Source organism: Klebsiella sp. BIGb0399, from assembly GCF_003752615.1.
Classification (GTDB): domain Bacteria; phylum Pseudomonadota; class Gammaproteobacteria; order Enterobacterales; family Enterobacteriaceae; genus Klebsiella; species Klebsiella lignicola.
On the sequence record NZ_RKHT01000005.1, the window covers coordinates 402293 to 414903 of the forward strand.

General features: G+C 57.3%; 13 protein-coding genes. 8 read left to right on the forward strand and 5 right to left on the reverse strand.

The genetic code is table 11. The features are described from left to right. The 4 genes from EDF82_RS02260 to xthA form a co-directional block, all read right to left on the reverse strand. The gene (locus tag EDF82_RS02260) at nucleotides 1–564 is read right to left on the reverse strand and encodes a carboxymuconolactone decarboxylase family protein (RefSeq protein ID WP_123753997.1); all 564 of its coding nucleotides are present in this window, start codon (nucleotides 562–564) and stop codon (nucleotides 1–3) included. Further along, nucleotides 564–1271 carry a TVP38/TMEM64 family protein gene (locus tag EDF82_RS02265; protein ID WP_123753998.1) on the reverse strand — a complete coding sequence of 236 codons (708 nt, stop codon included), beginning with the start codon at nucleotides 1269–1271 and terminating at the stop codon, nucleotides 564–566. The genes EDF82_RS02260 and EDF82_RS02265 overlap by 1 nt, the downstream gene beginning before the upstream one ends. After that, nucleotides 1258–1923 (reverse strand): TVP38/TMEM64 family protein, encoded by a 666-nt coding sequence (locus EDF82_RS02270; RefSeq protein WP_123755452.1) that lies wholly within the window; start codon nucleotides 1921–1923, stop codon nucleotides 1258–1260. The genes EDF82_RS02265 and EDF82_RS02270 overlap by 14 nt, the downstream gene beginning before the upstream one ends. Before the next feature lie 224 nt (nucleotides 1924–2147). Continuing rightward, on the reverse strand, nucleotides 2148–2954 hold the full coding sequence (gene xthA, locus EDF82_RS02275) for an exodeoxyribonuclease III (protein WP_123753999.1): 807 nt from the start codon (nucleotides 2952–2954) through the stop codon (nucleotides 2148–2150). Nucleotides 2955–3400: 446 nt separating this feature from the next. Between xthA and EDF82_RS02280 the strand changes: the two genes are divergently transcribed. The 6 genes from EDF82_RS02280 (at nucleotide 3401) to spy (ending at nucleotide 10290) form a co-directional block, all read left to right on the forward strand. Then, nucleotides 3401–4621, forward strand: coding sequence for an aspartate aminotransferase family protein (locus EDF82_RS02280; RefSeq protein WP_123754000.1), 1221 nt, complete (start codon nucleotides 3401–3403; stop codon nucleotides 4619–4621). Further along, a complete protein-coding gene (astA, locus tag EDF82_RS02285; RefSeq protein ID WP_123754001.1) occupies nucleotides 4618–5652 on the forward strand; it encodes an arginine N-succinyltransferase in 1035 nt (344 codons plus the stop codon). The genes EDF82_RS02280 and astA overlap by 4 nt, the downstream gene beginning before the upstream one ends. Next, nucleotides 5649–7127, forward strand: coding sequence for a succinylglutamate-semialdehyde dehydrogenase (gene astD, locus EDF82_RS02290; RefSeq protein WP_123754002.1), 1479 nt, complete (start codon nucleotides 5649–5651; stop codon nucleotides 7125–7127). Before astA ends, astD begins: the two co-directional genes overlap by 4 nt. Beyond that, on the forward strand, nucleotides 7124–8452 hold the full coding sequence (gene astB / locus EDF82_RS02295; RefSeq protein ID WP_123754003.1) for an N-succinylarginine dihydrolase: 1329 nt from the start codon (nucleotides 7124–7126) through the stop codon (nucleotides 8450–8452). The genes astD and astB overlap by 4 nt, the downstream gene beginning before the upstream one ends. Before the next feature lie 33 nt (nucleotides 8453–8485). Beyond that, the gene (astE, locus tag EDF82_RS02300; protein WP_123754004.1) at nucleotides 8486–9454 is read left to right on the forward strand and encodes a succinylglutamate desuccinylase; all 969 of its coding nucleotides are present in this window, start codon (nucleotides 8486–8488) and stop codon (nucleotides 9452–9454) included. Nucleotides 9455–9807: 353 nt separating this feature from the next. Beyond that, on the forward strand, nucleotides 9808–10290 hold the full coding sequence (gene spy / locus EDF82_RS02305) for an ATP-independent periplasmic protein-refolding chaperone Spy (protein WP_123754005.1): 483 nt from the start codon (nucleotides 9808–9810) through the stop codon (nucleotides 10288–10290). 160 nt (nucleotides 10291–10450) lie between these two features. Here spy and nadE read toward each other — a convergent pair whose 3' ends face one another. Continuing rightward, the gene (gene nadE / locus EDF82_RS02310) at nucleotides 10451–11278 is read right to left on the reverse strand and encodes an ammonia-dependent NAD(+) synthetase (protein WP_123754006.1); all 828 of its coding nucleotides are present in this window, start codon (nucleotides 11276–11278) and stop codon (nucleotides 10451–10453) included. A gap of 350 nt (nucleotides 11279–11628) precedes the next feature. On the opposite strand from nadE, the gene osmE reads away from it, so the two are divergent. Together osmE and chbB are read left to right on the forward strand one after the other, a co-directional pair. Next, nucleotides 11629–11967 carry an osmotically-inducible lipoprotein OsmE gene (gene osmE / locus EDF82_RS02315; protein WP_123754007.1) on the forward strand — a complete coding sequence of 113 codons (339 nt, stop codon included), beginning with the start codon at nucleotides 11629–11631 and terminating at the stop codon, nucleotides 11965–11967. A 281-nt stretch (nucleotides 11968–12248) separates the two neighbouring features. Beyond that, nucleotides 12249–12569, forward strand: a complete 321-nt coding sequence (chbB, locus tag EDF82_RS02320) for a PTS N,N'-diacetylchitobiose transporter subunit IIB (RefSeq protein WP_123754008.1) — start codon at nucleotides 12249–12251, stop codon at nucleotides 12567–12569. Nucleotides 12570–12611 lie beyond the last annotated feature (42 nt).

Genomic DNA, 12611 nt, shown 5'->3' on the forward strand with positions numbered 1-12611 from the left:
TTATGATCTGTTGTCGGAAGAGGTGGCCGTGGGGATCTGACACAAGCCTTGCGCCGGGATCGCCATGGCGGAGTTAAAGCGGGCGGAGAGATTTTGTAACCCGATCAGCGCCGTCAGTTCGGTCAGGGCCTGAGGGTCGAAGCTGTCGGCCAGCCGGGCGCGCAGCGCATCGTCAACGGTGGGCGGCGTGAGGCTGGCGGCCTCGGCATAGCTCAGCGCCAGCCGCTCCTGCTCGCTAAACAGCGGGCTATGGCGCCAGTCGGCTACCGCTTGTAATTTATCGACGCTACCGGTGCGTTCCGCCAGCTTCATGCTGGTGATATCCACGCAGAATTCGCACAAGCACATCTGGGCAATGCGGGCGCTGACCAGCGAGCGCAGCACCGGGTCGAGGGGCGAGCGTTTACGTTCCAGGTAGCCGACGAACATCGACACCAGGTAAAACACAAACGGGATACGCCCCCACCAGCGGATAGGACTGAGCACCTCGCCGTAGTGGCGACGATGGAGCCACGCCTGCGGGCGAAGGAGCAGGGGGATGGTGTCGAGCGGCGGCAGTCGCATCAGGACTTCCTCTTATGTCGTTCGAGATAACAGGCTTTGGCGATAAAGATAATTAACGCCAAAGCACACAGAATCGATAATGTGGTGACCAGCCAGAAGGTGCCTCCGGTCAGCATACTGCCTGCCCAGGAGTATATGATAGTCGCAGGCAGCTGGCCGATGCCGGTGGCGAGCATAAACTGGCGAAAGCGAATCGAGGTCAGGCCGGCCGCGTAGCTGATGGGGTCGAAGGGGACGAACGGCAAAAGCCGGCAGATTAAAATCGTATGCTTGCCGTAGCGCTCGAAAAAACTGTCCATCCCATGCAGTACCGTTTTGCCGGTCAGTTTTTCCACCGCTTCGCGCCCGAGAATTCTGGCGATATAAAAGCACAGCGCCGCGCCGGCCATGGCGCTGCTCCAGGAGAGCAGCCCGCCCCAGAAGGCGCCAAATAACGAGGCGTTGGCAAAGGTGATCAGAAAGGCGGGTAGCGGGGCGACCACCGCCTGTAACAGCATTAAGGCGAAGGAGACCAGCGCCGCCTGAGCGCCATAAGAGTCAATAAAGCGCTCAATAGCCTGCTGATCTAAGGCGGAAAACGCCGCCAGGCTGTGCTCAATGAAGGCGTTGACGCCGGGGATCAGGCACCAGGCGAGCAGCGCGATCATCCCCGCGACGATAAGCGCGCCCCGCCAGTACCAGACTAAAGACCCGTTATTTTTCGCCATCGTTCACCTGCCACCCGTCGGCAGAAATCTGCCGCTGGCGGGCAAAGATTTTTGCCCCCTGAATGATGCCAAACAAGACCAGACCGGCGAGGCTCAGCTTCAGCACGAAGCCCAGGGTGATCCCCTCCCGGACAAGCTCGCTGGCCATCAGGGTGTAGATGAACAGCCCCGGCAGAGTGGTCAGCGCCGAGATCAGCGTGAATGACCAGAACGGAATAGCCGTCAGGCCATAAGCGTAGTTCTGGATATTGTAGGGAAACAGGGGAACCAGGCGGGTCAAAATTAAAAAGTCGCTGCCGCTGCGGGCCATGCCGCGTTCGATCGCCTGAAAGGTGGCGCTATGACCGGCATATTTCAGCAGCAGATCGCGCCCCAGCCAGCGGGCCAGCAGGAAAGAGAGCGCCGAGGCCATCGTCGCCGCACACAGCGAGAGTATCGTTCCCCACAGCGGGCCAAAGACCACGCCGCCGACCATCACCAGGATACTGCCCGGGATCAGGCACAGGGTGGCGACGATAAACAGGGCGATGTACAGCGTCCAGCCCAGGGCACCGCTCTGGCGGATGAGGGTCTGCAGATGATGAAAATGCGTAATCAGGTCGGCGAAGCCGGAAAAGGTGATAACGACGGTCAGAACAGAGAGCAGGGCGATAATAATCAGCAGCTTATATTCTGCCGGGTAACGGCTTCTTTTGCATTGCGGAGTCTCCTGTATCAACCCTGTGTCGCGCGCGCTTTCCCACCGGGAAAAGTGGGCGAGACAGTATTACAAATGACGAATCACAACAATGTCTTACCGCTGATTTATTGATGTTGCTCAGAAAAAGGTGACTCTCCACGACCGCAAGGGCCGGGAGAGTCGATAGCGCGATGGCGTTACGGTTTAAAGGTGGCCCAGATCGGCGCATGATCCGACGGTTTTTCCATACCGCGGATCTCGTAATCGATGCCGGTTTCAACGCAGCGCTGGGCCAATGGTTCGCTGGCCAGCAGCAGGTCAATACGCAGCCCGCGGTTATCGTCGAAGCCTTTAGAGCGGTAGTCGAACCACGAGAAACGATCGTTAGTTTGTGGGTTGGCATGGCGCCAGGTATCGACCAGCCCCCAGCCCATCAGGCGATCCATCCACTCACGCTCTTCCGGCAGGAACGAGCACTTGCCGGTGCGCAGCCAGCGCTTGCGGTTCTCTTCGCCGATGCCGATATCCAGATCGGTCGCGCTGATGTTCATATCGCCCATGATCAGCACCGGATTGTCTTTATTCAGCGCGCTCTCAAGGTAGTTTTGCAGGTTCTGGTAAAACGCGGCTTTGGCCGGGAATTTGGTTTCGTGATCGCGACTTTCCCCCTGCGGGAAGTAGCCGTTAATGACCGTGACGTTACCGAATGCCGAAGGAATCTCCGCCATGATGATGCGGCGCTGGGCCTCTTCGCCATCATCAGGGAACCCGCGACGCACCGAGACCGGCGTCTCTTTGGTCAGCAGCGCCACGCCGTAGTGGCCTTTTTGTCCGTGGTAGAACACGTTATAGCCGAGCTTTGCGACCTCTTCGAGAGGAAACATGTCGTCGTGCACTTTGGTTTCTTGTAAGCCGATCACGTCGGGCTGGTGCTTGTCGACGATGGCGGCCAGCTGGTGAGGACGGGCACGCAGGCCGTTGATATTAAAAGAGACAAATTTCATAGTCGCTGCCACTGTGCAAGGTGAATAGTGCAGGGATGGTAGCAGAATTTCGTCGAGCTGGCTGCCGGAAGGCATTTTATTGTGCCTGTTAGTGTTATAGGCGCGGCGAGGGTTGCTATTGCGCACCATGCTGGCGCAAGTTGCGCCAAAAAAGGGCGAATTTTTACGATAAATTTCGTATACGATCACAAATGCAGAATTATATTTTCCTCATGCATAACACAGCTGTTTTATTCACTGCCTGTGGCGCAATGTAAGATAGTTATTCACTAATTATGCATTTAATGTGAATGATACACTTTTGTAACTCCTTGATATTCCGTTATCGACCTCGGTTTATGCACTTTTACTGCTGGCTGGCACGAAGTGTGCAATCTACATTTACAGCGTAACAACTCATAATATTTAACATTATTCATACTTTTTATTTACCGGAAGAGGTCGATATGTCTCAGTCAATTACGCGTAGCAACTTTGATGAATGGATGATGCCGGTCTACGCGCCGGCGGCTTTTATTCCGGTACGTGGTGAAGGGTCGCGCCTGTGGGATCAGCAGGGCAAAGAGTACATCGACTTTGCCGGCGGTATCGCGGTTAACGCGCTTGGTCATGCTCACCCGCGGCTGGTTAAGGCGCTGACGGAACAAGCCGGAAAATTCTGGCACACCGGCAACGGCTACACCAATGAGCCGGTCCTGCGTCTCGCGAAACAGCTTATCGACGCCACCTTCGCCGACCGGGTGTTCTTCTGTAACTCCGGCGCGGAGGCCAACGAGGCGGCGCTGAAACTAGCGCGTAAATACGCCCACGATCGCTTCGGTAGCCAGAAAAGCGGCATCGTGGCATTCAACAACGCTTTCCACGGGCGCACCTTGTTTACCGTCTCCGCCGGCGGACAACCGGCTTATTCTCAGGATTTCGCGCCGCTGCCGCCGCAGATCCAGCATGCCGCCTATAACGATCTCGACGCCGCCCGCGCGCTGATCGATGACAACACCTGCGCGGTGATTGTGGAGCCGATGCAGGGTGAAGGTGGCGTAGTGCCCGCCGACCCGGCGTTTCTGCGCGGCCTGCGTGAACTGTGCGATGCCCATCAGGCGCTGCTGATTTTTGATGAAGTCCAGACCGGCGTGGGGCGTACCGGCGAACTGTACGCCTACATGCACTATGGCGTGACACCGGATCTGCTGTCGACGGCGAAAGCGCTGGGCGGCGGTTTCCCGATTGGCGCGCTGCTGGCGAGCGAAACCTGCGCCAGCGTCATGACGGTGGGGACCCACGGGACCACCTACGGCGGGAACCCGCTGGCCTGCGCGGTGGCGGGTGAAGTGTTGTCCATCGTCAATACGCCGGCGGTGCTGAACGGCGTTAAGCAACGTCATCAGTGGTTTAGCGAACGACTGAACGCCATTAACGCCCGTTACGGCCTGTTCAAGGAGATCCGTGGCATGGGCTTGCTGATCGGCTGCGTGCTGAACGATGCCTGGGCCGGCAAGGCGAAAGCCATCAGTACGCAGGCTGCGGAAGACGGGCTGATGATTTTGATTGCCGGGGCCAACGTGGTGCGTTTCGCCCCGGCGCTGATTGTGAGTGAGGAAGAGGTGAACGCCGGGCTGGATCGCTTTGAGCTGGCCTGCCGCCACTTCCTCGCGGGAGCGTCATCATGATGGTGATCCGTCCGGTTGCGCCAGACGACCTGGCCGGTCTGATGATCCTTGCCGGAGAAACCGGCGGCGGGCTGACGTCGTTGCCGGCGGATGAAGCGACGCTGGCGGCACGCATTGAGCGCTCAATGAAGACCTGGCGTGGAGAGCTGCCAAAAAGCGAACAGGGTTACGTGTTTGTGCTGGAAGACAGCGTCAGCGGCAAGGTGGTGGGGATTTGCGCCATTGAAGTGGCTGTAGGGCTGAACGATCCCTGGTACAACTACCGCGTGGGGACGCAGGTGCATGCCTCGAAAGAGCTTAACGTCTACAACGCGCTGCCGACCCTGTTTCTCAGCAACGATCACACCGGCAGCAGCGAGTTGTGCACGCTGTTTCTCGACCCCGCCTGGCGTAAAGAGGGCAACGGCTACCTGCTGTCGAAATCGCGCTTTATGTTTATGGCCGCGTTTCGCGAGCACTTTAATGAAAAAGTGGTGGCGGAGATGCGCGGCGTGATTGACGAGAATGGCTACTCGCCGTTCTGGGAAAGCCTCGGCAAACGCTTTTTTGCCATGGAGTTTTCCCGCGCTGACTACCTGTGCGGCACCGGGCAAAAAGCCTTTATTGCTGCCTTGATGCCTAAGCATCCGCTGTATATCGACTTTTTATCCGACGAAGCGCGTGCGGTGATCGGCGAGGTACACCCGCAAACCGCGCCGGCTCGCACGGTGCTGGAGAAAGAAGGGTTCCGTTACCGCAACTATATCGACATCTTTGACGGCGGGCCGACGCTGGAGTGCGACATTGACCGGGTGCGGGCGATTCGGAAAAGCCGGATGGTGACCGTGGCTGAAGGACAACCTGCGCCGGGGGAATGGCCGCTTTGCCTGGTGGCCAATGAACAGTATCAGCAGTTTCGCGCCATGCTGGTAGCGGCCGATCCGCAGACCGATCGCCTGTTGTTAAGCGCCCGCGAACTGGATGTCCTGAAATGCCACGCTGGCGACTCGCTGCGGTTGGTTCAGCTGATCCCTGAGGAGAAAAAATCATGAGTTTATGGATTAACGGCGACTGGCAGAGCGGACGCGGCCCGGCCCGCACTAAAACCGACCCGGTCAGCCAGGTGCTGCTGTGGCAGGGCAACGACGCCGATGCAGAGCAGGTTGCCCTGGCGGTGAAGGCCGCGCGCCAGGCGTTCCCGGCGTGGGCCAGGCAGCCATTCAGCGCCCGCCAGGCGATCGTCGAAAAATTTGCCGCGCTGCTGGAGACGCACAAAGCCGCGCTGACGGCGATTATCGCGGCGGAAACCGGCAAGCCGCAATGGGAGGCCGCCACGGAAATCGGCGCGATGATCAACAAGATTGCGATCTCGCTGAAAGCCTACCATAGCCGTACCGGTGAAGCGCAGACCACCATGAGCGACGGTGCGGCAACGCTGCGCCACCGGCCTCACGGGGTGCTGGCGGTATTTGGTCCCTACAACTTCCCCGGGCATCTGCCTAATGGCCATATCGTGCCGGCGCTGCTGGCCGGCAATACGCTGGTGTTCAAGCCCAGCGAGCTGACGCCCAACAGCGGTGAGGCGGTGGTGAAACTGTGGGCCGAGGCGGGTCTGCCGCCGGGGGTGTTGAACCTGCTCCAGGGCGGACGGGAAACCGGCGAAATGCTGAGCGCCCGGCCGGATATTGACGGGCTGTTGTTTACCGGCAGTTCAGCGACCGGCTTTCAGCTGCATCGCCAGCTGGCCGGGCAACCGGAAAAAATTCTGGCGCTCGAAATGGGAGGCAATAACCCGCTGATCGTTGATGAACCGCAGGATATTGATGCGGCGGTGCATCTGACTATTCAGTCGGCCTTTATCACCGCCGGGCAGCGCTGCACCTGCGCGCGTCGGCTGCTGGTGAAGCGGGGCGAAACCGGCGATCGTTTTCTTGATCGGTTGGTGACAGTGTCACAAAACGTGATTCCCGGCGCCTGGGACGCGTCCCCCCAGCCGTTCATGGGTGGATTGATTTCTGCCCAGGCGGCGCACAAGGTCCATCAGGCCTGGCTCAAACTGGTTGCCAGCGGCGGCACCACGCTGCTGGAGCCTCGGCTGCTGCAGGCCGGTACCTCGCTGCTGACGCCGGGGATTATCGAGCTGACGGAAGTGGCCGGGGTTGCGGATGAGGAAGTCTTCGGGCCGCTGCTTGGGGTCTGGCGTTATGACGATTTTGATCAGGCGATAGCGCTGGCGAACGCCACTCGTTTCGGCCTCTCATGCGGGCTGATCTCGCCCGAGCGGGAGAAATTCGACCGCCTGCTGCTGGAGGCGCGGGCCGGGATCGTCAACTGGAATAAACCGCTGACCGGCGCGGCCAGTACCGCGCCCTTTGGCGGGACCGGTGCCTCAGGTAACCATCGTCCGGGCGCGTGGTACGCCGCGGATTATTGCGCCTGGCCGATGGCAAGCCTCGAAACGCCGACCCTGAGCATGCCGGAAACCCTCAGCCCTGGTCTCGAGTTTTGGCGGGGTGGGTCGCGATGAAAGCCTGGGAGCTGAATCTTGACGGGCTTCCTGGCCTGACTCATCACTACGCCGGGCTTTCTTTTGGCAATGAGGCCTCGACCCGCCACCGCTACCGGGTCTCCAGCCCGCTGCTGGCGGCACAGCAGGGGCTCAAGAAGATGAAAGCGCTGGCGGATGCCGGGTATCCGCAGGCGGTGATGCCGCCGCAGGAGCGGCCGAATGTGCCGTTGTTGCGCCAGTTGGGCTTCAGCGGCAGCGACCCGCAGGTGATCGAGAAGGCGGCACGACAGGCACCGGATCTGCTGTCGGCGGTCAGTTCGGCTTCGTCGATGTGGGTAGCTAACGCGGCTACGGTGTCACCCTCCGTCGATTCGCTCGACGGCCGGGTACACCTGACCGTTGCCAATCTTAACGATAAATTCCATCGCGCCAGCGAAGCGCCGACCACGGAGGCATTGCTGCGGGCGATCTTTCCCGACCCGCAACATTTTGCTGTCCATTCGGCGCTCCCACAGGTGGCGCTGTTCGGCGATGAAGGGGCGGCCAACCACAACCGGCTGGGCGCGGAGTATGGTGCTCCCGGTCTGCAGCTCTTTATCTATGGCCGTCAGCAGGGTGGTAATGGCGAGCGCCCGCAGCGTTATCCGGCACGCCAGACCCGCGAAGCTAGTGAAGCGGTCGCTCGCCTGAACCAGGTTAACCCGTGGCAGGTGATTTTTGCCCAGCAGAACCCGGCGATCATCGACAAAGGCGTGTTTCATAACGATGTGATTGCGGTCAGCAATCAGCAGGTGCTGTTTTGCCATGAGCAGGCGTTTGTCGATCAGCCTCAGCTGATGCAGCAGCTGGCCGGGCAGGTCGCCGGTTTTACGCCGGTCGTGGTGCCGACCCGCGCCGTCAGCGTAGAAGATGCGGTGGCGACCTATCTGTTCAACAGCCAGTTGCTGAGTAAACCCGATGGCGCGATGCGTTTGATATTGCCTCAGGAGGCGCGGGAACATGCCGGGGTCTGGCGCTATCTGAACCAGCTGCTGGCGGAAGATAACCCGATTGATGAGCTGCAGGTGTACGACCTGCGCGAAAGCATGGCCAACGGCGGCGGTCCGGCCTGTCTGCGCTTGCGAGTGGTGGTGCGCGAAGAGGAGCTTCGGGCCGTCAACCCGGCGGTGATGATGAACGATGCGCTATTCGCCACCCTCAATGACTGGGTCGAACGCTACTATCGCGACCGTCTGACCCAGGCGGATCTGGCTGACCCGCAGTTGCTGAGCGAAGGCCGCGAGGCTCTCGACCGGCTGACGCAAATCCTGCAGCTTGGTTCCGTCTACCCGTTCCAGCACTAGCTGCGGTCGTGTTTATCTTTTCAAGGAGGCGTCGTGGACGACTTTCTGGCATTAACCCTGGCGGAGCGCTTGCCCCACCATTTTCATGGCGAAACCGCCCATTTTCGCTGGCACTGGCTGGATTGTGGGGTGCTGCAACTGACTCCCCACGCCCGCTGCGAGCGTTCGCTGGTGCTCTCATCAGGCCTGCACGGCAATGAAACCGCGCCGGTGGAAATGGTGCATGATCTGCTCCAGCAACTGTTTACCGGCGAGCTACCGCTGCGCTGGCGGCTGCTGGTGGTTTTTGGCAACCCTGGCGCGTTACGGGCGGATAAACGCTACCTCGATAGCGATATTAACCGGATGTTTGGTGGGCGCTGGCAGCAGTTTCCCGCCGGTGAGGAGACCCGCAGAGCGCGTCTGCTGGAAAAGACGCTGACCCGGTTTTATGCCGCCTCTACGGGACTGCGCTGGCACCTGGATTTACATACGGCCATCCGCGGGTCGCGACATCCGCGCTTCGGCGTGCTTCCGGCGCGGGAAACGCCGTGGGACGAGGGATTCTTACACTGGCTGGCAGGAGCCGGGCTGGAGGCGCTGGTGTTTCATCAGCAGCCGGCGGGAACCTTCAGTCATTACAGCAGCGAACATTTTGACGCGCTCTCCTGTACGCTTGAGCTGGGTAAGGCGCTACCGTTTGGGGAAAATGACCTTGCGCAATTCGCCGTCACCCGCAAGGCCTTAATGCGCCTGCTGGTGGGCGATCTGACGGTGGTTGACAGCGACGCGGCGCCGCTACGCTACCGGGTGGTGCAGCAGATCATCCGCAAGAGTGATAATTTCCAGCTGCATATGTCGGCACAGACCCTCAACTTTACCGCCTTCACCGCCGGCACTCTGCTGGCAGAAGATGGCGAGACACGTTACACGGTGGAAAAGGCGCAGGAGTACGTGCTGTTTCCTAACCCTTCGGTGGCGACGGGCCTGCGCGCCGGGCTGATGCTGGAGCGCATCCCCTGAATATCTTCGCCGCTCATGCGGGCGGCGTCGTTAATTTTTCACCGCCATTTTTTAGTTCCGTTCTTATTTTTTCGTGCTTTGAGATTTGATTGCGGATTATTCCTGGATAAATGCTTTGTTTTTAATCTGTGTTGCTTTATAGTTTTGGTGAATGTCATAAAAAACAGCCTGTTAAATAACATTTGTTGCAATTATTTTCCTCCCTTCCTTATTTTCTCCATAATTGGTGAGAAACTGTTTATTACACTTTCATTGTTTTACTCTTGCTCTGACTAATTGACGATAAACGTCGTAAAGTTTATCTCGTCAACACGGCAAATCGCCGTAAGAATAACGTAAAGTAAGGACTGACTATGAAGAAGATTACTGCTCTGTTTGTTGCCTCTACCCTGGCTCTGGGCGCGGCTAACCTGGCCCACGCTGCTGATACCACTGCAACACAAACCGAAAGCAAACCGATGATGCACCATAAAGGAATGCACGGCGGCCCGCACGAGATGATGTTCAAAGGTCTGAACCTGACCGATGCGCAAAAACAGCAGGTCCGCGACATCATGAAAGGCCAGCGTGACAACATGAAACGTCCGTCACTGGACGAACGCCGCGCGATGCATGACCTGATCGCCAGCGATACCTTCGACAAAGCGAAGGCAGAAGCGCAGATTGACAAGATGGAAGCCCAGCACAAAGCAATGGCGCTTTCCCGTATGGAAACCCAGAACAAGATCTACAACATCCTGACGCCGGAACAGAAAAAACAGTTCAATGCGAATTTTGAGAAGCATCTGACAGATCGCAAAGTGCCAGAAGGTAAAATGCCTGCATCAGCTGAGTAATTCAGCGCCCGAATGAAGACCGCCGGTCTTGCCCAACACTTGCCGTATGGCATTGGGCAGGACCGGCGGTTTTTTCGTTTGTGCAGTACCGATTTTTTGTTCTTCACCGCAAAAAATAACCCCGGCAGAGGCCGGGGTTGCGTCGTGAGCAGGGCAGGCGCTACTTTTTCCAGAAATCGTCGAAGACGGTGATCGGCGGGCGGCGCTTATGCTCGGTTTTCAGATACCAGCCTTCAATGATGCCCGCGGTTTTGGCATCCAGCGTTTTGCCTTCCAGATAGTCGTCGATATTTTCGTAGGTCACACCAAGGGCCACTTCATCCGGCAGGGACGGGCGGTTGTCTTCCAGATCGGCGGTCGGGAGCTTCTTATAGAGATGCTCCGGGCAGCCTAATTGCGCCAGCAGTTGCTTGCCCTGGCGTTTATTGAGGCGGAAGATCGGGTTGATGTCCGTACCGCCGTCACCGTATTTGGTGAAGAAACCGGTAATCGCCTCTGCGGCGTGGTCGGTGCCGACCACCACACCGTGGGTCATACCGGCAATGCTGTACTGAGCTTTCATGCGTTCACGGGCTTTCTCATTGCCGCGAACAAAGTCGCTGAGCTCGATGCCGGCTTCACGCAAAGCCTGCTCGCTGGCCAGCACGGCACCCTTAATATTCACCGTCAGCACGCGATCGGGCTGAATAAAGGCGATGGCGTCCTGACAGTCCTGCTCATCCGCCTGAACGCCGTAGGGCAGGCGCACGGCGATAAACTGCAGCTCCGTCTTCCCGGTTTCCGCACGCAGTTCATTGATAGCCTGCTGGCACAGTTTCCCGGTCAACGTTGAGTCCTGGCCGCCGCTGATGCCCAACACCAGGGACTGTATAAAAGGATAGGTCTGCAAATAGGATTTCAAGAAATCCACGCTGCGGCGGATCTCGCCTTCAGCATCAATCTGGGGCTTAGCACCCAGCGCCTGAATAATTTCGTGTTGTAGCGTCATCGCGCCCTCCGGGAAGTGAATCTGTTTGGCTGCCAGTTAGGGTTTAAGCTACCTCTTTGACGGTAAAACGACAAGGATCACAGTTTTGACTGATGTAAAAGAAGGCAATCAACGACATATACCCGTCATACTTCAAGTTACATGTACGTTGGCTTTCCTCGCTCACCCCAGTCACTTACTTGAGTAAGCTCCTGGGGATTCCCTGCGTCGCCGCCTTCCTGTAACTCGAATTATTTAGGGTATGTTTTTTTATTAGAAAGATCTTAAATTTAGCCGATTTGGACCTTCAGCTTGAAAAATAACGGTTTTTATTCCAGGCTTATTAACACACGAATAAAAGAGGACGGAATATGAACAAGCATTTTGCAGGATTTTTAGGCGCAGCAGCAGTATTGACCATTCTGGCTGGTTGTACTGCCTACGATCGTACCGCTGACCAGTTCACGCAGCCGGTAGTTAAAGATGTGAAAAAAGGCATGACCCGTTCACAGGTCCTGCAGATCGCGGGTAAACCGGCCTCTGAGGTCACTATGATCCACGCTCGCGGAACCTGCCAGACCTACATCCTGGGTCAACGAGATGGTAAAATGGAGACCTACTTTGTCGCCCTCGATGAGACCGGGCACGTCATGAACTCTGGCTACCAGACCTGTGCCGAATACGATACCGACCCGCGCACGACTAAGTAGTTCATCACGCTTAGATCTACGAAAGCCCGACCACCGGTCGGGCTTTTTCATGAGCACTGATGCTTATTTAATTGCGCGAATTATTTGAGGGAAATGTGAAGGTTGTCAAAACGCGAGGTCAATGAGAGACAATTTTGATTAACCAGGAATTATCCAGGCCCCGAACGATGCCGTATACTCAATGCATAAACAATATTAATCGAATGACGACACGCCTTAGCCGGCTTTCAGACATAAGGTGATTCTGAAGCCGCCAGGTCTTACAAATTGAGGAAGCGCTCATGGAAAAGAAACACATCTATTTATTCTGTTCGGCTGGAATGTCTACATCACTGCTGGTCTCAAAAATGCGGGCGCAGGCAGAAAAATATGAAGTGCCGGTCATCATTGAAGCCTATCCGGAAACCCTGGCCGGAGAAAAAGGCCCGCAAGCTGATGTCGTATTATTAGGCCCACAAATTGCGTATATGCTTCCAGAAATTCAGCGGCTGCTGTCGAATAAGCCGGTGGAAGTTATCGACTCAACGCTGTATGGCAAAGTCGATGGTTTAGGTGTCCTGAAAGCGGCCGTTGCGGCCATTAAGAAAGCTGCTGCACAATAATTTTATTTTAAAACTCGATATCTTTTCGTGATTTCGCTGGGG